The organism is Plantibacter sp. CFBP 13570 (assembly GCF_014841395.1).
GTDB lineage: Bacteria > Actinomycetota > Actinomycetes > Actinomycetales > Microbacteriaceae > Plantibacter > Plantibacter auratus.
Genome location: NZ_JACYTW010000027.1, coordinates 1 through 25,813 on the forward strand (window position 1 = coordinate 1; position 25,813 = coordinate 25,813).

General features: G+C 63.8%; 19 protein-coding genes and 5 pseudogenes. 12 read left to right on the forward strand and 12 right to left on the reverse strand.

Annotation, left to right across the window (positions count from 1 at the left end):
• The 7 genes and pseudogenes from IFT89_RS10725 to IFT89_RS10750 form a co-directional block, all read left to right on the forward strand.
• A pseudogene (locus IFT89_RS10725) lies at nucleotides 1-203 on the forward strand (hypothetical protein); the annotation flags it as partial.
• 196 nt (nucleotides 204-399) lie between these two features.
• Nucleotides 400-711 (forward strand): annotated as a pseudogene (locus tag IFT89_RS10730) (tyrosine-type recombinase/integrase); the annotation flags it as partial.
• Between the two features lie 525 nt (nucleotides 712-1,236).
• Nucleotides 1,237-3,057, forward strand: coding sequence for a hypothetical protein (locus IFT89_RS10735; RefSeq protein WP_202938927.1), 1,821 nt, complete (start codon nucleotides 1,237-1,239; stop codon nucleotides 3,055-3,057).
• A 230-nt stretch (nucleotides 3,058-3,287) separates the two neighbouring features.
• On the forward strand, nucleotides 3,288-5,948 hold the full coding sequence (locus IFT89_RS10740) for a hypothetical protein (RefSeq protein WP_192018403.1): 2,661 nt from the start codon (nucleotides 3,288-3,290) through the stop codon (nucleotides 5,946-5,948).
• 1,427 nt (nucleotides 5,949-7,375) lie between these two features.
• Nucleotides 7,376-7,561 (forward strand): hypothetical protein, encoded by a 186-nt coding sequence (locus IFT89_RS20045; protein WP_213014250.1) that lies wholly within the window; start codon nucleotides 7,376-7,378, stop codon nucleotides 7,559-7,561.
• Nucleotides 7,562-7,782: 221 nt separating this feature from the next.
• A complete protein-coding gene (locus IFT89_RS10745; RefSeq protein WP_137243535.1) occupies nucleotides 7,783-8,370 on the forward strand; it encodes a recombinase family protein in 588 nt (195 codons plus the stop codon).
• Nucleotides 8,371-8,578: 208 nt separating this feature from the next.
• Nucleotides 8,579-9,349, forward strand: coding sequence for a COG4705 family protein (locus tag IFT89_RS10750; RefSeq protein WP_202938928.1), 771 nt, complete (start codon nucleotides 8,579-8,581; stop codon nucleotides 9,347-9,349).
• Between the two features lie 20 nt (nucleotides 9,350-9,369).
• On the opposite strand, the gene IFT89_RS10755 is transcribed toward IFT89_RS10750, so the two are convergent.
• The 4 genes from IFT89_RS10755 to IFT89_RS10770 all read right to left on the reverse strand — a co-directional run bounded on the left by IFT89_RS10755 (nucleotide 9,370) and on the right by IFT89_RS10770 (nucleotide 13,118).
• Nucleotides 9,370-10,782 carry a sensor histidine kinase gene (locus IFT89_RS10755; RefSeq protein ID WP_202938929.1) on the reverse strand — a complete coding sequence of 471 codons (1,413 nt, stop codon included), beginning with the start codon at nucleotides 10,780-10,782 and terminating at the stop codon, nucleotides 9,370-9,372.
• An 8-nt stretch (nucleotides 10,783-10,790) separates the two neighbouring features.
• Nucleotides 10,791-11,471: a response regulator transcription factor gene (locus tag IFT89_RS20785; RefSeq protein ID WP_137243538.1), complete on the reverse strand. Its 681-nt coding sequence runs from the start codon at nucleotides 11,469-11,471 to the stop codon at nucleotides 10,791-10,793.
• 57 nt (nucleotides 11,472-11,528) lie between these two features.
• Nucleotides 11,529-12,371, reverse strand: coding sequence for a COG4705 family protein (locus IFT89_RS10765; protein ID WP_137243539.1), 843 nt, complete (start codon nucleotides 12,369-12,371; stop codon nucleotides 11,529-11,531).
• Nucleotides 12,372-12,476: 105 nt separating this feature from the next.
• Nucleotides 12,477-13,118 (reverse strand): DedA family protein, encoded by a 642-nt coding sequence (locus IFT89_RS10770; protein WP_240044053.1) that lies wholly within the window; start codon nucleotides 13,116-13,118, stop codon nucleotides 12,477-12,479.
• A gap of 195 nt (nucleotides 13,119-13,313) precedes the next feature.
• Between IFT89_RS10770 and IFT89_RS10775 the strand changes: the two genes are divergently transcribed.
• Entirely contained in the window at nucleotides 13,314-13,703 is a 390-nt protein-coding gene (locus IFT89_RS10775; RefSeq protein WP_137243540.1) for a VOC family protein, read from the forward strand.
• A gap of 60 nt (nucleotides 13,704-13,763) precedes the next feature.
• Nucleotides 13,764-14,228: a phage tail protein gene (locus IFT89_RS10780; protein WP_137243541.1), complete on the forward strand. Its 465-nt coding sequence runs from the start codon at nucleotides 13,764-13,766 to the stop codon at nucleotides 14,226-14,228.
• A gap of 300 nt (nucleotides 14,229-14,528) precedes the next feature.
• Here IFT89_RS10780 and IFT89_RS20920 read toward each other — a convergent pair.
• Nucleotides 14,529-14,612 (reverse strand): annotated as a pseudogene (locus IFT89_RS20920) (hypothetical protein); the annotation flags it as partial.
• An 815-nt stretch (nucleotides 14,613-15,427) separates the two neighbouring features.
• Here IFT89_RS20920 and IFT89_RS10790 point away from each other — a divergent pair.
• A complete protein-coding gene (locus IFT89_RS10790; RefSeq protein WP_137243542.1) occupies nucleotides 15,428-16,201 on the forward strand; it encodes a hypothetical protein in 774 nt (257 codons plus the stop codon).
• 408 nt (nucleotides 16,202-16,609) lie between these two features.
• On the opposite strand, the pseudogene IFT89_RS10795 reads toward IFT89_RS10790, so the two are convergent.
• Nucleotides 16,610-17,502: pseudogene (locus IFT89_RS10795) on the reverse strand (IS5 family transposase); the annotation flags it as partial.
• A gap of 764 nt (nucleotides 17,503-18,266) precedes the next feature.
• Here IFT89_RS10795 and IFT89_RS10800 point away from each other — a divergent pair.
• Both IFT89_RS10800 and IFT89_RS10805 read left to right on the forward strand, forming a co-directional pair.
• Nucleotides 18,267-18,455 carry a hypothetical protein gene (locus IFT89_RS10800; protein ID WP_137243543.1) on the forward strand — a complete coding sequence of 63 codons (189 nt, stop codon included), beginning with the start codon at nucleotides 18,267-18,269 and terminating at the stop codon, nucleotides 18,453-18,455.
• 453 nt (nucleotides 18,456-18,908) lie between these two features.
• The gene (locus tag IFT89_RS10805) at nucleotides 18,909-19,670 is read left to right on the forward strand and encodes a hypothetical protein (protein WP_202938930.1); all 762 of its coding nucleotides are present in this window, start codon (nucleotides 18,909-18,911) and stop codon (nucleotides 19,668-19,670) included.
• A gap of 31 nt (nucleotides 19,671-19,701) precedes the next feature.
• Here the strand turns inward: IFT89_RS10805 and IFT89_RS10810 are convergent, their stop codons facing one another.
• The 6 genes and pseudogenes from IFT89_RS10810 to IFT89_RS10835 form a co-directional block, all read right to left on the reverse strand.
• Nucleotides 19,702-21,327, reverse strand: a complete 1,626-nt coding sequence (locus tag IFT89_RS10810) for an L-lactate permease (RefSeq protein ID WP_202938931.1) — start codon at nucleotides 21,325-21,327, stop codon at nucleotides 19,702-19,704.
• Between the two features lie 5 nt (nucleotides 21,328-21,332).
• Nucleotides 21,333-22,286 carry an L-lactate dehydrogenase gene (locus tag IFT89_RS10815; protein WP_202938932.1) on the reverse strand — a complete coding sequence of 318 codons (954 nt, stop codon included), beginning with the start codon at nucleotides 22,284-22,286 and terminating at the stop codon, nucleotides 21,333-21,335.
• 37 nt (nucleotides 22,287-22,323) lie between these two features.
• Nucleotides 22,324-23,172, reverse strand: a complete 849-nt coding sequence (locus IFT89_RS10820) for a universal stress protein (RefSeq protein ID WP_307783496.1) — start codon at nucleotides 23,170-23,172, stop codon at nucleotides 22,324-22,326.
• Between the two features lie 421 nt (nucleotides 23,173-23,593).
• Nucleotides 23,594-24,586: a class 1b ribonucleoside-diphosphate reductase subunit beta gene (gene nrdF / locus IFT89_RS10825; RefSeq protein ID WP_244650688.1), complete on the reverse strand. Its 993-nt coding sequence runs from the start codon at nucleotides 24,584-24,586 to the stop codon at nucleotides 23,594-23,596.
• An 85-nt stretch (nucleotides 24,587-24,671) separates the two neighbouring features.
• Nucleotides 24,672-25,070 carry a class Ib ribonucleoside-diphosphate reductase assembly flavoprotein NrdI gene (gene nrdI, locus IFT89_RS10830; RefSeq protein WP_192018390.1) on the reverse strand — a complete coding sequence of 133 codons (399 nt, stop codon included), beginning with the start codon at nucleotides 25,068-25,070 and terminating at the stop codon, nucleotides 24,672-24,674.
• A 271-nt stretch (nucleotides 25,071-25,341) separates the two neighbouring features.
• Nucleotides 25,342-25,804: pseudogene (locus tag IFT89_RS10835) on the reverse strand (ATP-binding cassette domain-containing protein); the annotation flags it as partial.
• Between the last annotated feature and the right edge of the window lie 9 nt (nucleotides 25,805-25,813).

The window sequence follows — 25,813 nt, forward strand, 5'->3', positions numbered from 1 at the left end:
TCCTTCACGATCTCAACCAAGCCGCACGCTACGCCGACCACATCATCGCGATGAAAGACGGTGAGGTCGTCGACGCCGGAACCCCGGCCGAGGTCATCACCGAGTCGCTTGTGTCCGAAGTGTTCGGACTCGACGCGCGTGTCATCCAGGACCCGGAATCGGGCAGTCCCCTCGTCCTGCCGCGTTGGCCGCACCCCGTATAGAGGCGTACTTCCGTTGCCGTTGCCGTGACTATCGATCATGCGCCTGCGTCGGAGCGAGACGAGAACCCAGGAGAGTGTTCCGTCCAACATCACGCAAGGAAGGGACCCCACACGCGATCAATGACTCACGGTTCCCATAGTCGTCGTCGACGCGCTGCCGCCCGTGCTGGCGGTGTAGCTACTCAGGCGATCAAATTCTGAGCCGCACTCGGCGCACCGCGACATGCGCCACACCTGCGCATCCTTGCTCCTCTCGCAGGGTGTGCAGATGCCCGTCGTCATGGAAAGTCTTGGACACTCGAACATGGCGATCACCTCCGACATCTACTCGCACGTCGCTCCAGCGACGCTGAAGAGCGCTTCTGCGGAGATGAACTCCGTGCTCGACGCCCGAGGTCCAAGCCTCAACCGACCGCTGTCGTGCGCCGGCGTTCGTCGTCGTGCTTTGGCATTGCCGTCAGCCGTTGCTGCCAGCGTTGCTGTCAATCGGGCCGAAAACCACACCTGACGACCAATGCCAGAAGACGTGTGCGGCCGGCTCGGGGCAAGAAAATAGCCGCTGACCAGGGGTGTCCAGGGCAACGGCCGGGTGGTGCTGGTGGAGCCACCCAAGGGAATCGAACCCTTGACCTTCTCATTACGAGTGAGGGCGACGGGGTCCGTGGCGATCCGCACTGGTCCTCTGATCAGGGAATTTCCTGGCCCTGGTTCGCTGAAGTTTGCCATACCGGTCCCGCGTTGCTGTCATCTGTGCCTCGCGAATGAGAACACCGTCGCCACCCTGCTCCCCTGCGCTCATCGGGTTGAACAGTGCCGCCCTGCCGTCATCAATCCGACTCCGGACGAAACCCCACCCTCTGAGGTTTCGAGCAGTTCGGGTTTCGACAACGAGTTCTGAGCACCCGACACAAGCGGAATCTCGCCACATCGCCCGACCGACTGGCGGGTGGTCAGAAACGATCGTTTGCGAACGGCGTGAACCTAGACGCGCGTCCATCCCCTCCGGTTTCCTAAGAGCTGACACCATATGCCTATGGTTGACGTCGAAAAACGAGGGACGATTGCGGTCGAAGACCGTCTATCACTGTGCCCACATCTAGCCTCGTACATCGACACGCGCGACACGACACCTCTCACAGACGGCTTCATCCAGGTCTACAACAGCCTCAGCCACTCAAACGCAGACACGGCAGGTCGCCTCGACGTGCAAGTCAAAGGCCGTACCGCGTCCGGGAAGCTTGCACCGACCTCTTTCCCGATGTCGCGGACCGACCTCGAGGCGTTCCGACGACATGGAACAGTGCTCTTGTTCGTGGCGCACGTGTGGCCCAATGGCTCTTGGCACGGTGGTCTGAAGTACGCCATTCTGGCGCCATTCACGGTGGGCATGTTTCTCTCCGAGATGAAGAAGCGAGCGAAGTCATTCTCCGTACCACTGCAGGACCTCCCTGAGGACCCACAGGCGATCGAGAGCATTGTCGGCATCGCGCTCAAGACCCAAAAACAGAGCTTCTTCCTAGACTCAGCGATTGACCTGGAAGGAAGCAGGAGCTTCACGATCAATAGCGCTCGCGAGCTCAACCTCGACGAGCCCCAGGTGATCTCATCCAGAACAGGCGATTTCGCCATCGAGGTTGAGAATCAAGATGGGGTGATTCTGCCCCTGAACGGCGAGATTCACATCTTCCCCGCCTCGTACACAGAACGCCCACTCGGTTCCTCCGTCCGGTGTGGCGACACGACCTATGACACCCCAACGATTCGGCAGACAGACGCTAGCCACTACGAATTGAAACTCTCTTCAGGACTGCACCTCACGCACTCAATGGGCGATGGGGCTTCCCACGCAGGAACCACCTCCCTCAACCTGGTTGCGAATCTTGCAGAACGCGTGAAAGATATCGACTTGTTCCTGGCTCTCGCCTCCGGCGAACCGTTCTTTGTGAACGATCAGGAATTCACGCTCAAGATGAACAAGCCCCAGAAACACGCCGAACTTCGATCCGTGCGTGCCCGTCTAGAGGACCTGCTCGATCTGTTCGACCGGCTACACGTCGACCCCGCATTGATCGACCTGGACGACATCACTGACGCACAACACGCGACGCTTCGAGAGCTTGGCGGGGCCATGAGGAGCGAATGGGGGTTGTCGATCGAGAAGACCGCCCACGTAAATGTGGAGGTGGGGAGTTGGCGCCTCGTTGTCCTACTGATTCGTGATGAGAAAACCGGCGCCGCCCTGCCACTGAGCCTGTTCGACCCCAACTCTCGAGACCAGTTCAAGCTCTACCGCTCCGACGAATCAGGGCAGTCGGTCGAGGCACGAGCAACGATCTACGACGCATACGCAGATCAGGACCTGTCGATGATCCTGAACCTCAACCTCTCCTCCGTCGTCGACGCATACCAGTCGATATCGGATGTGGAGAATGTCGCATGGATGGCAAACCGCTTCGTCTTGCAGTTGATCCACTCAGCCGATCAGAGCAGTGCCAGGCGACAAGAGTTCCTAGACGCAGCGGACGCGCTCAACGGGTGGCTCGCCGAATCCGACAGCGAGGCGGTACACACCGCTCTCAATCGATTCCAGATACAAGCCCGACGACCGTCCGGACTCAGCGCAGACCACCGGGCTTCGATACGTGCACTCCGGCGTCAGATCTTGCGTACGCACGACGCTTCTCCGATGCAGGAAGCCGGCTGCGCGATTCTGCTCGGTGATGCAGACGATGTACAGGACTGCCTAGGCCGACTTTCTCAGCGGGAACGAGAAGAACTCGAGTCGTACCCAATCTGGTCGCTCGTGGATTCACAGGATCCCGCCGCTCTGGAGCAGTCCGCTCTGAGCTTATAATATACCTTATGTCAGTAATGACTCTTCTGCTGTCAACGTGGTGCGTTCAGCGCCCCTCGAGACGGCTTTTGACTACGAGCTTTCGACACATAGCAGATACCCAGAGAAAGAACCAGACTTGTGTCGCCGACTTGACACCTCGATGATCAAGCGTTCACAAAAAAATCTCTGGGGGAAAATTGAAAAAAGAGAGTCCCGTGCGAGGTTCATCCTCGGGGGCCAGGAAGAAGATGGTTGCCGCGCTCAGCTTCATTGCGGTCCTAGCCGGCTTCACTACGTTCACAGCGCCTTCGTCAGCCGAAGCGGCAATCACCGGGTCCTTGGTGACCGCGGCGGATGCCCAGGCCCTGTCTCTGACCATGGCCAAGACAGCATTCCCGAGCGGATCAGCGAAGGTTGTTATCGCTCCGAAATCTAACGCGACTCTGGTGTACCAAGCAGCTGCGTTAGCGAGCAGTCTCCAGGCTCCTCTGATTCTCAGCACATCCATCACGAGCGCATCAGCGATTAGCCCGACACTTAGCACTCTCGGCGCTACATCCATCTACCTCATCAGCGAGGCAACGACATTCTCATCAGCGTTCCGCTCAGGTCTGCCAGCTGCATCGTCGATCGCACTGGACGTGAAGTCGAACAGCGCCTTCACGCGCTCGACTACTATCGCCGGCGCCCTTCCGGTCGGGCCTCTCATTGTTGGCAACACAACTGTCGCCAACTCTCTCAATGCCTCCGGCGCCATGGCTGTCGCTCGTGGCCTCCCTCTAATTGTCCTTGACGGATCAGAGGCCGCGGCGACAGTTCAAAGCTTCTTCGCTACGAGGACGGACCACTTCATCGGCCTGATTGGTGGCGGCGCGGTGATCGATCCGTCGTTGCTACCCGCCATGCCTGACAACGGTCTCATGATCATCAATACTGCCGATCCGGTCGGCGCGTTCCGCGAGATCGCGCTCCAGCAGATCGGTGGAGAGCTGGCGGTGTCCGGCTCGACACTGTGGACCGCCCCGATGAACAACTCTCAGTCGCAATCGCTCGCGGCCTTGTCGGCAAAACTGTCGCAGACAACTTTCCTCCCTGCCGGCGCATCTACGGCGTTCACCTCGAACAGTCCCAGCCATGACTTCATCCGTCTTTGGGGGCCAGAGGCAACAAAGGTCACTCTGGCGGCCAGCTCCGCCACGTCGGCACAACTCAACACCCTCACAGCGGCGGCAAGCGTGACGCGCGATGCCACTCCAAGCTGGACGGTGACGAACATGCAACTCAACGCCTCGAACTACACAATCACGGTCAAAGCGAAGTCGGGAGCGACGAAGTACCAAGCCCGCACCCTGGGCGATGCGGTCGCAGGTGAGTCCACGTCACCCACAATCACGGTCCCAGGCCTTCCCGGAACTGTGACTTACATTGCAGCGCTCAACTCGGCAGGTGCCATCATCGACACCTTCCCTATGCGAACGAATCAGTACCAAGAGTCCATCGACAGGGAGTCGACGGTCGTCGCAACGATCCGAGATGGGAAGCACCATCTCAATTGGGTAGATGATCGACGAGTACCTCGCCTGATCACGCGATATGCCATCGACCCATTTGTGGATGATCCCACCGCCGCTCCGGTAGATCCGGCCTCGGCCGCCTATATGGCGATTACGTGCGGCACGGAGTTCACAACCCCGGCAAGCGATCTGACGAAACAATGGGCTTACGAAGTTAAGATACTCTCGACTGACGCTGCGAGCTGCGGAACGCGAGGAGCGTCTGGGATGGCCGCGGCAGTGTCTTCAGGTATCAATCTGCCGTTCATGCAATTTCCTGCTTCGATGCGCTCGGCCTCGTCGAGCGAGACTCCAGCGGAGTCGCCAGACGAAATTGTCCCGATGCCTGGGTACACCATCGGAGATCTGTTGATCGTGGAATCGGGCAAGCTCAACACACCGCCGCCGCCGGTTGCCGAGTCCGCAACTGCGCGATCAGCGAGTGACGATTCGCCCGACTCTGATGGAACTACCGAGCCGACGCCTGTTCCTAGCTCGTCGCCCGAGAATCCAACGTCTCCGCCCGAGGATCCAACGTCTCCGCCCGTAGAGCCCACACCCGTTGCCACGGATGAACCGTCCCCGGACACTTCCGATGAAACCGATGCTGACCCCGTAGCCGAGATCATCACCGAGTCCGCGAAGGATATTCTGGCCGACTCACCAGACGCGATCATTATCGACGGACCTCCAAGCTTTGGGAAGCAGACAGTCGGTCCAGCAGCGACAATTGGTCCGGCCGCTGCCGTTCCCGGCGATGACATGGCGCCGATAGCTCTCTTCTACAGGACATATATTCCCGGCGAGTATCTCGAGTTCCCTGGCTACTCGGGAGACCCGAATAAGCCTGTCATTGCATTCGGCGCAGACAATCGGGAGTGGTCAGACCTGAACAGCTCGAATCGAACATCACTCGAGTCGTATATCTTCTTTGGCGCAAACTATCAGGTAATCACTGGGAAGGATATCGGTGAGAGCCACAAATACAAGTGCAAGAACGGCCTCACCAGCTGTGAGCTCACGGAAAGAGGTACAGCTTCGCTGAGCACGGTCGGCGCCACCGCCGGCTCCGGTGCCACGAGGGCCGTAGTCGGTCACTGGGTTCATTCTCCGAACCCAGTCCAAGCTTTCGCCCCCGCAATCGACGGCGTCGCGCTTTGGGATATGAAGCGGGGGGGATCTACTCTTCGCGCGGAATTCGACCGGATGCCCGTACACCAATTCTGGTACGGAACTTTCCAGTCGGAAGCACATCTCTTGTACAGCAACAAGCACTACGAGCCGTACTGCCTCCTAAACGGGACGACGGCTATCCATATCCCGCTATGCACCATAGCAATTAATAGCCAGTTCTAGGGCCAATTTGAAGAGGGTGACGTGAAACTATTTCGTTCGCGTCACCCTCTTGGCAAATAAGAAAGTAGAGCGAGAGGATTACCAAACCATAGTACGGGATAGCAGACAAGTAACAGCAATACAGAGAAAGCAAAGATTAGCATTGACGTTTTGCGATAGTGGTGAAGCGCAAATGTAATTAACGACAAGACGATTGCAATCACAACAAGCAAAAATAATATTGGTGCGATTCCGAGGATCAGATAAGACCAATACACCGCTTCACCAGGTTGGCCATAAATGGGCCCCGGTAGCCACATCCATACGTACATATGCGCGAATAGGTTCAGAGCAGCTCCCGCCGCTCCCACGGATGCGCACAGGAGGGCCTTTGAGGATGGGCCTTGGCTTGAGGTACTCATGCTGACAGTTTGGCCCATGGTGGCGCCTTTTTGTGACCATGCCCATAGGGCAACACCGCGTGTTCTGCTCGACGAGGCGCCTTCGACCTCCCGTCTGAACACGGCTGTCCTCCAGCGAAATCCCGAACAGGCAAAGCTTGTTGACGTTCAGCGCTGAACCAAACACGACGTCGTCGACAAATGACGAACCCGTGTCCGCCGCAGCCCGCGGATCGCGCACCGGCCCTGAACGGCCCGAAGAGAGCGCCAGCCATGCGCTGAGGCGCGGTGGCTCTCTGTATAGCCACAGCCCAAGGATGCCGTTGCGGTAGCTGCCCAGAGGATGAGGTCGGCGCCGTGGCGGGACGCGAATCGCACGCCGTCGTATGGGCCGCCGTGCGAGGCATCCATGCTCAGAATCTCGCGGCCAATGCGCTGAGTCAGTGCTCGAGGTCGACTGTTCTGGATGGCTGAGCTGTCGAAGTCCGCGAGGTCGAACTCTGTAATTGTCTGCGCGGCGAACGAGACACGCAGGGCGGCGATCGAGTCCGAATGTGTGACGTCGCAGTATCGCCCGGTGAGCTCGGCGCGCCCGATCCTCCGCTTCGCGATCACAGTCTTGTAGGTTGGGGCGCGAAATCGCTCCCCTGAGTTGGATCAGGCGCAGCTTGAAACTAGCGCCGCATGCCTGCTCCGTGTCACACTTGTCCTGCCTACTACACCTCTGCCCACCCGGCCACATGAGCCGGGTTTTTTCGTATCGGGGCAGAATCCTTGACAGGCACGGCGTGTCACCCCCTAGAGTGAAAACTGCCTTCCTTAATGGGAAAGCGACAGAAGCGCAACGGCAACCTCCGCCAGCGCGATCCACAAGCCGGCCTCCGAGTGAGACCGGCTTCTTTCATGCCCGGACGGGATCTGAGCAACACCTGCTCTCCTGGCCGTCTTCTGCTCTGCCCGCGCTTCGCGTGCAGCACGAGCCTCATCGCGCCACCCGGCGCGGTGTCACCTGGGCGCGCTCGCGCCCGAACCTGCGGAGGTCACATATTGAACCTGCTGCTCGAGTCACTGAAGGAGGTGGACCCCACCGTCGCGCTTGTGTGCACCACGAGCTATTTCGCGCTCCGATACCTGATCAAGAAGATCGAGGACTTCCTCATCCTCTTTGGCCAGAGCCCGGAGCCCGCGCGACGCAAGGCCCTCCTGATGAAGAACCGCACGCCCAAGGCGTAGCGAAACTCGAAAACGCCCACCTCCTCCGCAAGGGGAGAGCTCTATCTACTGGCGTCTCGTAAACCTACAGGTTTACAAGACACGTGGTGCGTCGACGTCCGTGCCGAACTCAGGTCCGGAAAGCTGCAGGTTTCACCGGCGGGCGCCCGTCTCGGAAACTCGTCTCACAGAGCGGTGTGTCTCATTGAGGGTCGCGTGGGTTTCTGAGACATGCTGGTGCCATGAGGCAGATCGGGTACACCAGAGTCAGCACCGCTGGCCAGGACGCACAGCTGCAGCTCGACGCGCTCCTCGCCGCCGGCGTCCAGAAACGCGACGTGTTCGCAGACGTGACCTCTGGCAGCAAGACCGCGATTGAACGTCCCGGCATGACGAAGCTGCTCGAGTACGCCGAGGCCGGCGACACCGTGATCGTGTGGCGCATCGACCGGCTCGGGCGCTCCCTCATCGACGTCCTCAACACCGTCGAGCTCCTGCGGGGCCGCGGGATCCACGTGCGATCCCTCTCCGATGGGATCGATCCCGCGACGTCGACCGGCCGGCTGATGCTCCATATGCTCGCCACCCTGGCCGAGTACGAGCGCGAGCTCATCGTCGAACGCGTCAACGCCGGCATCGCCGCAGCACGCGAATCCGGCACCCGCTTCGGGCGCCCACCCGTGAACCCCGACATCATCGCCGAGAAGCTCGCCATCGTTGCCGAAGCCCGCGATCGCGGCCGCACAGCAGCAGAAGCCGCCGCACTCGTCGGCTGGAGCAGAGCAACGCTCTATCGACACCAGACCGGCGCTACGGCACGAACACACTGACGGTCCGGGGCAGGACGCCCGCGGCAACCTGAAACGCTTCCCAGATCGGAGCCGGTCGTCATGGTGCCGGCGGACCTCATCGTGGCTGGGGCTGGTTGCTCGCCTGGCTTGCCGACACCGAGCGGGATGGCGCTGGCTGAGAGTGCTCTCAGAGCTCCGCGCTCGCTTTCCGTGTCATCTCTCCGGACGCCAGTGCAGGCTGCACTTCATGACTGTTCCATCTGGGCCCGCGTTGTCCGTCGCGTCGAAGGTGCCCGAGGTCACGGCGGTCTTTTGGGTGCTGAAGCTCCTGACCACGGGGTTGGGTGAGACTGCGTCCGACTGGATGGTCGTGCACCTCGATCCGGTACCGGTCGTCCTGGGCACCGCGGTGGTGTTCGGCGTATGCCTGACCATCCAGCTGCGGGCGCCGCGGTATTCGGTGTGGCGGTACTGGTTGTTGGTGGGCATGATCGGGGTGTTCGGGACGATGGTCGCCGATGTCGCGCACATCGTCGTCGGGGTGCCCTACACCGTCTCGACGGCGGCGTTCGCCGTGGCACTCGCCGTGGTGCTGGGCGTGTGGTGGCGGTCCGAGGGCACGTTGTCGATCCACTCGATCACAAGCCGGCGGCGGGAGGTGTTCTACTGGGCGACGGTGTGCGCGACCTTTGCGCTCGGCACTGCCGTCGGTGACCTCGCCGCGCACGACCTCGGTCTCGGCTATGGCGGGTCCGCCATCCTCTTCGGCGTACTGTTCCTGCTACCGGGTCTGGCATACCGGTTCTTGGGTTGGTCGGCGGTCGCGATGTTCTGGGCGTCGTATATCGTCACGAGACCGCTCGGCGCGTCGATTGCGGACGGGCTCGCGGTGGTGCCGTCGCGAGGCGGGCTGGGTTTCGGAACGGGTCCGGTGACGCTGGTCGCTCTCGCCCTCGCGATTGGACTCGTCGCCGTGTTGGCGCGACGTGACGCTCGGAACCTGATGCCCGCCGGATGAGTATCAGGCTGCGGATCGGGTCAGCTGTCAGGCGATGGCGCCGCCTGAACGGCAGGCAGGCCGATGCGGATCGTGAGCCCGTCGCCCGGCCGGTTGTCCAGCTCGATGGTGCCGTCGGCGTTCCGAACGAGCGCGGCGACGATCGCGAGTCCGAGACCGGTTCCCTGGCCGCCGGTTCGGGAGGCATCCTGGCGGGTGAAGCGGTCGAGCGCGAACGGCTCGAACGCCGGGTCCATCCCGCCGCCGGTGTCGGTTACGAGGAGCCACGCGAATCCTCCTCCAACCGTCAGCTGGACGTCGATCACCCCGCCGTGGCCGACGGCGCGCAGTGCATTGTTGAGCAGGTTGTCCAGGATGCGTCCGAACGCCTCAGCGCCGATCGGGAAGCTGCCGGTGTCCTCGGTCCCGTCGTCGGACGCCAGGAGCTCCGGCCCGTCGTACAGAATCGAGACCTCCGTGTCCTGTGCGCGGAACCGAGCACGGTCGGTCGCGTCATCGGCTTCACGACCGAGGGCTCCGATCGAGCTTCGAACACCGTCGTGGGCAGCTTCAATCGCCGAAAGTTCCAGCAGGGAGGTCACGAGGGCCGCCAGGCGGGTGACGTTTCGTCTGGCACCGTCGACGTCTCGCACCATCTGTTCCACCGAAGACGCCTCAGCGACCGCGACCTGCAGTTGGGTGTTCAGCAACGCGATCGGCGTGCGGAGCTCGTGGCTGGCGTCAGAGACGAATTGCCGTTCCCGGCGGGCGGAGTCGCGCAGCCGCTCGATGAGCTCATTCAACGTGCGGGCGAGGTCCGAGATCTCGTCGCGAGCCTCGCCGACCGCGAGGAGATCCGAGGACGACCCAGCGCTGAGGGCATCAGCACTCCGGCGAAGGCGACGGACTGGGCCGAGGGACAGACTCGTGAGCGCCCAGGCGGTCCCGGCAGCACCGACGGCGATCACCGCGAGGCCCGTGAACAGCAGCGTTCGCATCTGCGCGAGCACGGTCGTCTCCTCCTGCGCGTCTCGGGCGGCCACCACAACCCAGTCCCCATCTGCGACTGCGACCGTCGTCGACAAGACGATGAAGGACGCATCTCCCACCCGGACGTCGTGCGCCTGCCCGGATCCGCCCACATCCGGCAGCTTGTCGGCCAGCGAAGCCGGCAGTGTGTTGATGGGCGTCGAACCGTCGGGAGCTAGGACGGCGACGAGTTGTGACGGCCCTGGCGCGTCGAAGGAGTCGTCCGGTTCCGTCTGCAGGGCGACGACGTAGGGGGCGCTGTCGCTTGAGAGGACCGAGCTGGTGCCGTCACGGACGATGCGTTCGATCTGCGCGTTCAGGACGATGCCCGCGGCGACTGCGATGAGGATCGCGATGAGGAGACTGCCCCCGGCGATCCTCATCCGGATGCCGAGACGGTCGATCAGCCTGCGGGTCGTCGCCACGGGGACCCTCACGAACCCTTCGAGGCGACGAGCCGGAAGCCGACGCCGCGGGTGGTCACGATGCGCACGCCCGCCCCGCTCTGCTCGAGCTTCCGCCGCAAGTAGCTCACGTACTGGTCGACGATGTTCGGGTCGATGTGCGCACTCGTCTCCCAGACCTCCGCGAGGATGTCCGCGCGGGTCACGGTGTCATCGACACGAAGCGCGAGGACACGGAGCACGTCGAACTCCGTGCGGCTCAGCGGGATCTCCCGATCGCCCAGCCGGGCGCGATGGCGTGCGAGATCGACCGTCAGGTCGCCGAGCAGGATACGGGCGGGTGCGTGCAGCGCGTCGCGGCGGCGGACGGCTCTGATGCGCGCGGACAGTTCGGCCAGGTCGAACGGTTTGACCATGTAATCGTCAGCACCGGCGTCGAGCCCCCGCACCCGATCGTCGACGGCGTGCCGAGCGGTCAGGAGGATGATCGCGATCGTGGGATCCAGCTCTTTCAACCGGCGGCTGAGCTCGAACCCCGACATCCCCGGAAGCATCACGTCGACGACCGCGAGCTCGAACCCCGTGTCCGTCGCGAGTCCGATGGCGTCGATACCGTCGTGTGACTCGACGACCTCGTGGCCGTCGGACGCCAGCCCGCGAGCAAGCAGTTCCGTCATCTCGTGCTCATCGTCGACGACGAGGATCCTCACGACCTGCCCCCTCCCGCCTGTTGCCGGCGATGCCCGCCCGGCCCCCGTTTCCACATCCTAGGACGCAGCGTGTCGCCGGGCGCCGGCTACCGCTGAGACGACCGACGGATCGGACGCCACGAGCTGTCGACGCTGACGCGCGAGCTGCACTGTCATGAAGACGACGAGGGCGATGATGACGATGCCGAACACCGCGCTCGTGGCGGTCGTCCCGAGCCCCAGCCCGCCGTCCGCGACCGGTTGGGAGGCGAGATCGCCGAGTGAAGCACCGAGCGGGCGGGTGAGGACGTAGGCGATCCAGAAACACACCACGGCGTTGGCATGGAAGACGACATACGCGATGGCGACGGCCGCGATGACCGCGGCGAACAGGACCGCGGCGAGCACGTAGCCGAGGCCGAGCGCCTCCGACAGGAAGTCTCCCGCCGCAGTACCGAGCGCGAAAGTGAACAGGATCGCCAACCAGTAGAACGCCTCGCGCCGGCGGGTCACGATGGAGTGGATCGACAGGGTCCGCTCGCGCCGGAACCACACCGTGAAGGTCGCCCCGAGCAGGACGGCGAAGCCGAGCGTCGAAGCCCACAGCGGCACCCCCACGACGTCGGTGAGGTTGTCGGTGATGAGGGTGCCGACGACGCTGATCAACACGACGGTGATCCAGTAGACCGTCGGCACGTAGCGGCGCGTCCGGAACTGGACGGCGAGGGCGATGAGGAACAGTGCGCCCGTCACGATCGACGTCGCCGTCAGTCCGAAGCCGAGCGTGTCGTTGAAGTAGTCGGCCGCGGTCTCGCCGACGGTAGTGGAGAACACTTTGATCACCCAGAAGGCCAAGGTGATCTGGGGGACCTTGCTGAGCAGCAAGTCACTGACGCGAGTGGATTCGAGTGTCGAGGTCATGCCTCAACGCTCCCGCTCCACCCTGCAGCCGGCCTGACGTTGACGACCCGCATTCGTGAGGGTGCTCACAGAATGCGCGGCGCCCGCGCGTCCCGGACGGCCGGTTCAGCGGTCCGTGCGTCCCGCGCGACGACTCCGGATCACGCTGACGATGATCGACAGAATGGAGATGACAACGATGCCGCCGAGGATCAGGTCGATGTATTGCGACACGAAGTCCGCCACGCCGGGGATCTGTCCAAGGAAGAACCCAGCGAGAATCAGCAGGGTCGGCCAGGCGATGCCGCCGACAATGTTGAAGAGCAGGAACCGCGGATAGTGCATCCGGGCCGTGCCGGCGGCGACCGGTGCGACGGTGCGGACCACGGGGACGAACCTCGCGATCGTCACCGTCGCCGAACCGTATCGGTCGAAAAATCCGTTCGTGCGCTCGAGGGTGGCCCGACTGATGAGTCCCGCGGCCTTCCGCTCGAAGACCCGAGGGCCGAGCCGCCTCCCGATGAGGTACCCGAGCTGATCCCCTGCGACCGCCGACACGGCGACCGCGAGAATGACGACTGCGACGGGCACGTCGATCACGCCGGAGAACGTCAGCACCCCCGTGAAGAAGAGCAGGGTGTCGCCGGGAAGCACGAACCCGATCAGCAGTCCCGTCTCGACGAAGATGATCAGACACACGACGGCAAGCGCCCACCCGCCACTGCTCTGGATGATGGACTGAGGGTCGAAGAGACCGGTGTGGATCATCTCCCGAGCCTCGCACGCCAAGCGGCGCTGCGCCCTCGAACGCGGACTGACGCCCTGAGAGTTCTGACAGAACCGACGCCAACGCGCCCCCACCAGACCTGCCGGTGACACACCCGCTTGTCGAAACACGTGCCGGCCGAGCACACTGGAGCACGACGGGCATTCGAACCCGTGATCGTCGCGAAGGAGTGCCCGGTGCAGTGGAGTCTCGAAGTCGTTCCCGTCAGCGTCGCCGACGTCGATCAGGCGAAGGACTTCTACGCCCAGCAGGTCGGATTCCACTTGGACCTCGACGTCCGAATCAGTGACGAGCTCCGCATCGTGCAACTCACACCGCCCGGCTCAGGTAGCAGCATCCAACTCAAGACCGGTGAGACCCGGCTGGAGGGCTTGCAGCTCGTCGTCGACGACATCGATCAGGCACGCGCCGAGTTGGCCGACCGCGGTGTCGACGTGAGTCCAGTGACACACTTCGAAGACGGCGTCCGCCTCGAGGGCCGAGGTGGCGACTGGAACTCATTCGTCTTCTTCGCCGACCCCGGCGGGAACGCCTGGGTGATCCAGGAACGCCCCCAAACCAGCTGACGGCCACCGCGTGTGCATTTCGCCCTACAGTCGGATGGGTCGGTAACCGAGGAGGAACCAATGTCGTACGTCGTCGATTTCGTCACGGTGTCGGAGGTCGGGCTCGAGTCGTCGCCGGTGGCTGCGGCACTGGCCGGACTGCGGGCCAACGAGGCCCGCTACTTCAAGAACAAGTACGACCACGTCTTCACCGTCAGCCCCGCGAGCCAAGTGCCGGAGATCATCGAACGAGTGCACCGCATCTTGCAGGACGAGCGCAGCCTGACGATCGAATCCAGACCGCTCGAAGCCACCAGGTTCGAGGTGGAGGGCATCGACATGTCCTATGTGTTTTACGAGTCCGGACTCTCCATCAACGTCATGTACACGATCGAGGACGGTGGGAAACGCGCCGTCGGGTTCAAGCTCTCCGACGGTATGGACGTGCCTGCCGAACTCGAGTCGAGGTTCAAGTTCGCCCGCCAGAAGTCGAAACTCGCCGGCACCATCCGCGGCACGTATTTCGTGATCAAGAGCGTGTACTGAGGATCGACCCGCGGCGGTTGAACCCTCACCGGTTGTTCGCGCGTCAGTGCCGCAGTCATGGCTACGCTGGCGACAATGACCATGATGACGGCCTGCCGCAGGTGCGAACGATGCTAACGGGCAGCGACCAAACGCATTCGGAGCGGAGCCGTACGCGGCCCGGAACCGATCGATTTCGTTGCTCGCCTTCGATTGTCCAGACGTCGATGTGGCAGACGGTGAGGGTGCGGCCGGCGGCACGACATCGGCCACAGCTTCGAGGTACTGCCCTGCAGCAGGTGCGAGCAGGTTGATCTTGTACTCAACGGTCAGCACTTCCGAGCCCTGGTCCATCAGCGTGAGGGCAGCGTAACCTCCGGCGCTGTCCGCGATCGCGCTCGTCACACCGGCGTGGACGTAGCCGTGCTCTCATTTCTGGTCGACATCGGACCGCATCAACCTGTGGATAACTCACCGGGAATATGCCCGATAATATTAATTATGTCAGTTTGCTTGTTATAAGGCGGCAAGTCTGGACACTCTTTCACTGTCCCGTACCCGCGCTCATGAGCTCAGAGAGGCTCGTGGATCCTTGCGTCGATCTCGTGCGCCTCGGCCTCAGCGGCGAGCTCCTTCACCGCTACTTCCGATTAGACCGCCCGCTTGCGCTCCGGCGCCCCCAGGTGCAGCACCGGTGGCAGGTGCTTCAGCTCCACTGGCCTGGCCGGCACCTTCCCGAGAAACACTCGGCGCAACCGCCGCGGTCGCATCCCTGCCAACATGGCGATGTCTCGGGCTAGCCAGCCTCCCTACTCAGTTGATGCGTAAATCCGCGTATCCATCTCCAAAAAGTCCACACACCCACGAAACCGTCACACCAATGATGGGTCACCTCCCTCGGGCGCGACTTCCGACGTCGGTAACAGGTCGCGAAGCCATGTGCATTGCCGTCGCTCAGGTCAGTCTCATCGTCGCACCCGTCGACGCCGAACCGGACCGCGTTACCAAACCTCAGCCCCAGGGTGGCGGCCACTCCCCGACCTACCGAGCGCCCCCGTGGCCCATGCGCCCCCGCGACCGCACGGCGGCGGTATGACGTCCCGGAACAGCCCGTGTGGACTCACTTCCTCGAGCCGAGATCACACGACCTGCGACCCAGATCCAGCACCCGAACAGCTTCTGGCCTTGTCCCTCCACGGCGTTCAAGATACATTCGCGGAATGGATCCCATCGACTGCCTCCCCCCGACTGGATCGGATGCAGGCATCTGGCCACTCATCGCCGTGCTGCTGGTCGGTGTCGGTCTCGGGCTGCTCCTGATAATGCGCGGCCGACGCAGAACGACTACTCTCGTGCTCATTCTGGCGCTGGTCGGAGGCGGTGCTGCATTCATCACGCTCGATGCGAGTCCAGCCCAAGCGGACAGCTGCATCCCCACTACGGCACCGACCATGACGCCCACAACCACGCCCCCAACGACCGTTCCGACTCCACCAGCCGTCACGGCAGACTTCGCCGTCGCATTCGACCCCTTCACACTCCCTCCTCGCGGAGGCGGCGAGGAAGTCCTCACCGACTACACCGAATCGGTCCCCGTCACCCTCACGAACGTCACGACAGGGACAGCGGCGGCCCCCGTGTCGATTACCGTCACTGGCACTCCCGGCACCTATTGGACAGTAACGGGCGTTCTCAATAGCGACGGCACCGGACCGGCAACCGGCATCACCGTGGCCGCCGCCGGCCCAGGAACAGCCACGCTGACCGTCGACCCGGCCCCCGCTGCCTCTACAGCGATCTCCTTCCAACTCCAACTCACCTACGATGTCACCACCTGGGACTCCAACTTCCAGACTCAACCGGACGACTCGGAAGTCCGCCTCGCCCGACCGGAAAGTACGATCACCCTCCAACTCACCGGGCAATCCCCTGGAGGCGGGCACACAGCGACCGCAAACCTTCCCGGCTACGTGAACGTCGTCCCTGCGCCCTGAGACGTGTCTCCCATAGGCTGCGTGGGGCGGTTCTGATGGGAAGATTCGTGCTGTGCGATGTGCGTTGACTGCCGATCATGAGATTCCAGATCGGGCCCCCTGGTGATTGTTCCCGGCGACGCCGTTTAAATCGGAGACCGGGACACGGAACGACCCGCTTTCGTGTTCGTGACAGCAGCCCAGGGCACGGGATGGATTCCCACGCGTCACCTCGATATCGACGGCGCGGGCGGTACCGCTCGTGCCGGATACAACACCACCGCGCTACCGGCCAGGCTAGGAGAAGACGTCGACATCCTCGTGGATAACTCAAAAGCGGCTTGCCCTGGTGCAGGAACGCTGACGGACGTGAAGGATGGATTCCTCACCGCGTGCTCGCCGTTGCGTGATCAATCGCCATGCACCTGGCCAGGTCAGGACGGCGCAGAGGGTAATCCCAGCACGGTAGGTGATCGCGAGTTTGTCGAACCGTGTGGCGATACCGCGTCATTGCTTGGCGAACCGCTCGACGGCGTTGCGACCCTTGTAGAGCTCGGCATCGAGGCCGGGTGGTACCCCGCCCGTGCTGCCTCGCCGATTGCGGGCGGCAGCTTGGTCGCGTTTGTCGTGGATCACGGCCTGGATCCCGCGATGGCGCAGTCAATGGCGGATTACGCCGGTCGCGTAGGCGCGGTCAGCGAGTAAGGCATCCAGGCGGGTGCGTGGCCGTCCACGACCAAGTCGGGGAACGTGGATCGCTGCCAGCAACGCGCCCAGCACACCACCGGCATTGCGCAGCCCGCTCGCGACGATCGCGAGCGGTCGGCCATGTCCGTCGACGGCCTGATGGATCTTCGTGGTCAGCCTGCCGCGGGAGCGGCCGATGCCATGACCAGGCGGTTCAACCTCGCGCCAGGGCAGATCCCTCTGATTCGATCCCACCCCCTGTGTCTTGCTCGGGGCGAGTCGTGTTCGTCGCATGCTCGGGCGCACGCGCGATCGTCTCGTCGATCGACACCGCCCAGCCGATCTCCCCGGCGGCATCGGCCTTAGCGGGGAACCGTGTCGGCACGCGATTCCAGGTGCCATCGCCAGCATACCGGCGACGTCTCTTCCACACCGTCTGCCATGCGCCGAACCGATCGTGCGGCCGATCACGCCACGGGACACCGGTCCGGAACCGCTAGACGATACCCTCCACGGCCCGCCGATTTTCACCGAAAGGGTGACCACGCAGCCCCGTGGTCGAGGGCAAAAAGCGGCTCGATCCTGGCCCACTGATCGTCTGCGAACACTCGATACCGCGAACCCGCCGACCTCACCCCCTCAGGCTGCTGTGAACCTCACGATCCATCTTGGAGAGATGCCCTCGACACCCGCCCTTCGTGGGCGTAGCAACCAGCTCGAGCAGGACGCTTCCGCCCACATGCCGGCCACCGCGTCTCGAAGACGGCCACGTGTGCGAACGGCCGGCCCACGACATCGCTACGCGCAAACCCGCCCTCAAACAGGCCACTCCCCCACGCATACCGCAAGGCCCACCCGCACCCATCGACGTCGGGCTGCGACGGTCCCCGCGAGTGCGATCGTCGATCCGGACGGCAGCAGATCGGTCAGGAACACGGAAACCTCGGACCCGAAACACTCGACCAGCCGGTCCGGATGCACGCTTCCCGCAACATCCATACCCAGCAGCCGCACCCGTTCCTCCACTCCCCGGTCAGCTGCACGACGAAAGTGTCCCCGTCGACGACCCGAACCACCTCAGCCGGGACGCCATCCGAGTGACGCACACGCGCAGTGGGACCGGCTCATGAACGCAAAACCATGTCGCTTGCCGTGCCCCCACCCATGCGGTTCGGCTAGACGCCGGGTTCAGTTGCCGCCGCCTCCCATTTCTGCCCAATCCACCACCAGCGGCCCCCGCAACAGGGCTGTCCGGACATACCCTCACCGCGACACCCATCACACCGACCACCGAGAGGAACGCCAACGACCGCACGCCACCCGCGCCCAACCGGCGCGCTCTGCACCGCAGCAGCAACAAAAGAACCGCCCCGCCAACCACACCGAAGGGAACCACCCTATGAGCACCAGCACGCCAGCCAACGCGACCCCCCGCTCGTTCGCCTGGATGGAGGCGCTGCGTGACCGCTACCTGGCCGCGTGTACCACCCATCCCGTCGTCGGACCCCTGGACCAGGCGCAACAGCTCGAACGCGACAACGCCGACTACTGGACCCACCGTCTCACGCAGAGGAACCCTAAAGCATGAGCCGCGGCCTGGACACACCTGGCCGGTGAAGGTCCCCGACATCGGCACCCGGCCCGACCTCACCCACGAACCTCCGCAGCTCTGAACGGCCCCGTCGGCCGGCCCCCACCATCACAAGAGGAACACCACCATGAACTCCGACCTACCACCTCGCTCCGAGCAGCGACACCCCATCCAGCTCGACACCCCCATCCGCCGCATACAACCGCCGGCAGTCACCCCACAACCCGGTGACGACCCATACCAGGACTACCTGGCCTGGCTCGACACCACCGGAAACCCCTCCTTCATCGACCGCACCCAACCGCTCCCCGAACACACGCAAAGGAACCACTCATGACCCGCCCGAACCTCCCAGACGACCCCACAGACCCGGCCCCCACACCGAACTCTGTGGCGACCGTTCCGGTCTCCGCCAGGCCCCAATCCCGGTGGGCAGCCGTTCTGGCTTGGATGCGCCGACACACCCTCGGCAAGATCCTCGCTGTTGTCGTGGCCGCCGCCGTGCTCATCACAGCGGTGGTCATCACGAACGCCGTCGCAGCGAACGCCGAGTTCGAAGACAAGCTCGCTTCAGCCCGGGGTGCGGTGAAAGCGCTCGGGCAGGCTGAGATCCACAACAACGCCCAGAAGATCGCCCTCGACGCGGAAATCACCAGGACACAAGACACCAGCGCCGCCGTCGCGACGATCGTCGCCGGCGCCCCCGCCTACTTCGACACCAGTGCTGCTGCTGACCTCGAGCAAGCCCGACTGGCCCTCGACGCAACCGTGACCGCGGTGAAAACCCCACCAGCCGAGGGACAACCGGCCGCATCAACCACCCTGGAACCCGCGTCCGTGGACCGGATTTTGCCGAAAGACCCAACCCTGCAGCAGCTCACCGCGTTCCGGAAGACCCTCGCGGGTGCCACCCGGGCTGTTGAGGCGGACACTGACCGGAAGGACACCGCGATCGCCGCCCTTGTCCAAGCCCGCGAGGACCTCCGTGTCCCGCTGCGGAACCTCGCGAACACGGTCGTGACGGTGAACGCACCAGCCGTCCGCGCGTTCGCCCCGGCCGTCGATATCACCGCGTTCAACGAAACCGTCACGGCCCTGCAGATCACGATCGACGACAACGACCCCCTCATCCCACCCCTCGAGACCTACGAAACGGCCGCGGCCGCCGTCATCACCGCCCACACCACGATCGCCTCAGCTGACGCCCGGTGAAGTCCGGGCGAGAACCGGGCTCAGCGGCAACTCAACCGATCACCATGAACGAGAGCACCAAGGTCCAGACGCTCAACACGGCGAGGATGCCGGCGCTGTAGGCGATGGAAGCACGCAGGATCTCACTCTCCCGACCTGACAAGCCGACCGCACCCGCGGCGATGGCGATCGACTGCGGCGAGATCACCTTGGCCGCGGCACCCCCGGCCGTGTTCGCCGCCACCAGGAGCGTCGCGTCGACACCGATGCGTCCGGCTGTCGTCGCCTGGAGCTGGGCGAACAAGGTGTTGTTGTTGACGACGGAACCGGTGAGAAACACCCCGACCCACCCGATGACAGGCGCCAGCAGAGGGAAGAGCGCCCCCGCCCCGGCGAGAGCGGTGCCGATGCTGGCCGAACCGCCCGAGAGGTTCGCGATCTGCGCGAGGACGAGGATCGCGGCGATGAGGATCAACGCCCGCCAGAGATCCGCAAAAGTGGAGCGGAGATTCGCCCAGACGACCGCCGCGGTCAGCGACCGTGTGGTCAGGGCGGTGACGATCACCGCGAGAAGGATCGCCGTACCGGTGGCTCCGAGTGGCGACCAGCTCCACACGGTCTGGACCACCGTCCCTCCCGCGGTCGTGATCCGGCCCGTCACCTCCGGGATACGCACGTCGACCACCGACCACGCCAACCCGCCGCCGGGTGCGAACAGCGCCTTGAACGCCGGGGTGCTCCACACGAACACGAGCACCGTCAGGACGTAGAACGGGCTCCACGCCGCAAGGACCTCACGAGGCGTGTGACGATCCATCTCGACGACCGCGGCGCCGTCCTCACGGAACACCCGCCGCGGCGACCAGACGAACCGCAGCGCGGCGAGGGTGAGCATGCCGAGGAGCCCCGGCAGGATCGCCGCGAGTTCCGGGCCCAAGAAGAGTAGGACGGCGGCCTGGCTGCCGCTGAAGACCACGCTGACGGCGAGCGTCGCAGGCCAAGTCTCGCGGAGTCCGCGGAACCCGTCCAGGATCACGACCAGGAGGAACGGGATCAAGAACGTCACCGGCTGCAGGATGAAGGCCAGATCGCGGGAGAGGTCCATGACGTCGACGCCGCCGACCTGAGCACCCACGATGACGGGGATGCCCACCGCCCCGTACGCGCCGGCCGCGAAGTTCGCGACGAGGCTGACCATCGCCGCTCGGACCGGCCGGAATCCCAGCTGGACGAGCATGGCCGCGCAGATCGCGATGGGGACCCCGAAGCCGGCGACGCCCTCGAGGAACGCTCCGAAGCAGAGGCTGATGAGGAGCACCTGGATGCGCTGGTCGGGCGAGATCAACGCGATCGACGAGCGGATGACCGTGAACTTCCCGCTCGCGACCGCCATGCGGTACAACCACACCGACATGACGATGATGTACGCGATCGGCCAGACGGCGTTCAGCACGCCGAGGAGTCCGGCACCCGCGGCCGAGGGGGCGGGCATGCCGAACACGCCGATGGCGACGACGAGCTCGGCGGCGAGCGCGACGGCTGCCGCCTGGAGCCCCGTCAGCTTGAAGACGACGAGGCAGAGCAGGAAGATCACGATGGGGACGGCGGCGACGAGGGCGGACAGCCAGGGCGCGCCGAGCGGGTCGAGGCCTTGGAGCCAGGTGTCCTGAGGTGACATGGTCGTCACCGTGCCAGTCCGGCGATGACGGACGACAACGCATCCGCAGACCGCCCGAGCAGCGTCAGTTCCGCATCGGAGAAGGGGGTGTTCCTCACGGGTTCGGCTCCCGTGGCGCCCACGATCGACGGCACCGACAGGGCGACACCGTCGATCCCGTGGAAGTCGGTCAAGACGGTGCTCACCGGCAGGACCGCTCGTTCGTCCTGTAGGACGGCCTCGACGATCCGCGCACTGGACAGACCGATCGCGTAGTTGGTGGCACCCTTGCCCTTGATCACCCGGTACGCGGCGTCGCGCACGTCGATGGCGATCCGGTCCAGTTCCTCCACCGTCATCCTCGGGCACGTGTCGGTCTGCCATTCGAGGATCGGCACCGGCCCGATCATCGCCTCCGACCAGAGCGGGAACTCGGTGTCGCCGTGTTCTCCGATGATGTTGGCGTGCACGCTGCTCGTGGACACGCCTGCGCGCTGCGCGAGCTTCCACCTCAGGCGGGACGTGTCGAGCACGGTGCCCGAGGAGAAGATCCGATGGTGCGGGAGGCCGGACGCCTCGGCGGCGATGACGGTGAGCACATCGCACGGATTGGTGACGAGCATGAACACCGCGTCGGGCGCGACCTCGAGCAGGCCGGGCATCATGCCCTCGACGATCCCCGCGTTCACGTCGGCGAGTTCGGTGCGCGACTGCCCGGGACGCTGCTTGGCCCCGGCGGTGATGACCACGACATGCGAACCCTCCGCCACGGCGAGGTCCGAGCCGCCGGTGATCTCGCTCGCGCCGACGAACTGGGTGCCGTGGGCCAGGTCCAGCACCTCGGCTTCGACCTTGTCCGTCGCGATGTCGTAGAGGGCGACGTGCCTGGCGGAGCCTCGGATCAGGGCCGCGTAGGCGACACTTGCGCCGACGCTTCCGGCGCCGACGACGGTCAGTTTGCTGTTCTCTCGGGCGGCCATGTTCATTCCTGTCGTTGCGCTGGTGGAGGGACGGACATCAGGGCAGGACCATGACGGGGACGTTCGCGTTGATGAGCACCTCGTGCAGGGTGCCCCCGACTCCGGGCGCGGCGTTGCGACGGGAACGACCCATGACGAGGAGCGCACGATCCCGTGCGAGGTTGAGCATCGCCTCAGCGGGCCGCCGGTTGGCCAGATGACGGCTGATCTCGAGTCCGGGCGCCACCGCTCGAGCCGCCTCAAACGCCTCGCGTAAGACGAGCTCACCGAGGTGTCGTTGCTCCAATGTGGCCTCCACAGCCACGGAATGCACGAGGCCGACCGCGCACTGCCGGGCCATGGCCTCCTCCGCACCGATACACGCCAGCCGCGAGGACTCCGGTCCCCCGTCGATCGCCACAAGCACGCCGGCGCGAAATCGGAGATCCGCGGCGGGAACAACCACGAGCGGGCCGGACACGAGGGCGGCGAGCTGAACGCTACGGACGCCGAAGAACTGACCGTGCGCATAAACCGCCTTGTCGGCCCCGACCACAACGATGTCGTTGGGTCTGGCGGCAGCCGCCAAGGATGAAGCCACCGGACCAGTGACGAGCCGGTTCGCGACGACGAGTCCGGGGTACCTCTCCGCGAGGAGCGCGAACGCCAGCGACAACAGCTGTGCCTGAGCACGGTCGCGGTCATCCGCGCGCGCGCCTCCCAAAGCGCCAGCTTCGTCGTCGACGACCCCCACCAGATGCACTTCGCGGTGGTTGCGGGCAGCCCAGGTAACAGCCCAGTCGAGTGCCATCACACTTGCCGAGGACCCGTCGAACCCGACGATGCACCGGTCGCGCCTGGCGATCGGGGAGCTGCTGACGTTCATCCGTGTTTGCTGCGACATCATCGTCCTCTCCTCCGCTGTGGTCCTTCCCTGCGGCGACTGTGCTGGAAGGTTCCACTGTTCACTGCACCACCATCCCTCGCCCGGGGACCGGACGCGTCTGAAAAGACCGTGGACATCGCGCACAAACTCCGTGGCATTGCTGGCGGCACTGGGTACACCGTCATTACCAGATCTGCTCGTGTCGGCTGGCCAGACGTCTACCGGGTCGTGACTCCCGCCCCGTCCTGGACGATGTCGGCCCTGCGCAGGTCAACCACGATGATCCAGCAGACGCTCGCCGCGACGTCCGTCATTGACCACGTCAACGGTTTGCACGAAGAACGAACACCGCCCGACCCCCTGCATCGACGACGACACCGCAGCCCGGTCGTTCTGACATGTCTCCGGCGCCTCAAACCTCGATTGGCGTCTCTTCGAGGTGTCAGAAATCCCAGTCTTCGTCTTCGGTGTGTTCCCCGCGCCCCACCACATACGATGAACCGGATCCTGAGAAGAAGTCGTGATTCTCATCGGCACCCGGGGAGAGCGCCGCGAGAATTTCCGGACTCACTCGGCAATCTGCTGCAGGGAATCGTGCCGGATAGCCGAGGTTCATCATCGCCTTGTTGGCGTTGTATCGGACGAACGCGGCGACGTCGTCCATCACCCCGAACGGTTCGTAGAGTTCCGCCGAATAGATCAGTTCCAGCTCATAGAGCTCATCCAGCAGCTCAGCGGTGAACGTACGCATAGCCGTGCGCTCAGCTGGTGTTCGTGTTTCGAGGCCGCGCTGATACTTGTAGCCGGCGTAGTAGCCGTGCACGGCTTTGTCGCGGAGAATCAATCGGATCAGATCTGCGGTGTTCGTCATGAGTGCCCGGGAGGAGAAGTACAGCGGCAGATAGAATCCGGCGTAGAGCAGCAGGGACGACAGCAGCGTTGAGGAGACCTTCCGCTTCAGCGCGTCATCCCCGTTGTAGTGCGCCAGGACCGTCTTGCACCGCCGTTGCAGCACGTCATTGCCGATTGCCCACTGGTACGACGCCTCGATCTCCGATGTGCTGGCAAGCGTCGAGAACACCGACGAGTAGCTCCGGGCATGCACTGACTGCATGAACGCGATGTTGGTGTACACCGCTTCCTCGTGCTCCGTGCGCGCATCTTGGATCTGGCAGATCTCGCCGACGGTCGCCTGCACAGTATCCAGCATCGTCAGACCCGTGAAGACCCGCATGGTCAGCGCCCGCTCCGCGAGACTCAGCCGCTGCCAGTCAGCGACATCGTTGGAGAGCGGCACTTTCTCTGGCAGCCAGAAGTTTGCAGTGAGCCGATTCCAGACTTCGAGATCCTTGTCGTCGGTGATGTCGTTCCAATTGATCGGGCGCAGCGGGGCACGTGGGTCGGTCCGATACCGAGGCGGCGAAACCGCGCGCATACGGTGAGTGACGTGCGGGGTGTGGTCGATCATGGTGACTCCAGTTCCGGGGGTACGAGATGAAGGTCGTCCAACAGATGGTTGATTAGCGACTCCAGAACCGGTCGAGTCCGTTCGAGACCGCTTCGACATCATCCGGTGTGCCGAGCAGCTCGAACCGGTACAGCTGCGGCACTTGGCACTTCGCGGAGATGACTTCCCCGGCGCGGCAAAAGGCATCACCGAAATTCGTGTTACCGGCAGCGATCACACCGCGCAGCAACGAACGATTGTTCGGATCGTTGAGGAAGCGCACCACCTGGCGAGGCACCGCTCCAGGACCTCCCCCGCCATAAGTGGGGACGACCAGGACGTACGGTCTCGTAACCGTCAGGTCACCCTCGGCCCGAGGCCGCAACGGGATACGTTCCGCCGGACGTTCCAGCCGATCAACGAAGCGCCGAGTGTTCTCGGAGACGCTCGAGAAATACACCAGCCCGCTCACTTGCCGCCACCCATCAACATCAACCCTCAACCACTACATATAGATACATGCTCAGACCCAAGCACTACATCTAGGTCTACCACGAGATCGGGGTTTCGTCTCGAAACACGCACAGCGGGGAGTTAGATCGCCCTAACATTGCCCGCGGCATGCCACCGCGCCTTGAGCAGTAGCTAGCCATGCGCGTTCAGCTTCCGGTCTCCGACCTAGGCGACGGCATTAGGGGAGGCTCGCGTGCATCAGCTACGCGGGCGCCGGGAGGTCCTCACGATCACTCAGCGGACGCACACAGCAAGTAAGTAGTCCCGTCCGTACATACCTCCACGGCGGCATGGAATACCCGCTCGAGCACGTCGGCAGTCATGAATGTGGCAGGCGGCCCGGCGTGCATCACGGCGCCGTCGAGCATCGCGACGATGTGATCGGCGTAGGCGGAAGCGAAGTTGATGCCATGCAGCACGATGACGATCGTTCGTCGAGTTCATCCGCTGCTCGCTGGAGCGCTGCATCATCGACGCTGCGTGCAGCATGTCGAGGTTGTTCAATGGCTCGTCCAACAGCACGTAGTTCGTGTCGTGTGCGAGCGCCATCGCAACGTAGGCTCGCTTTCGCTGCCCACCGGAGAGTTCGTCCAGGTACCGGTTCTGGAGCGGCACGAGGGTGAGGAATTCCATCGCTGCGCGGATCACCGCCCCGTCGGCGGAGGTCAACTGTCCGCGTGATTTTGGGAATCTGCGTCGGTC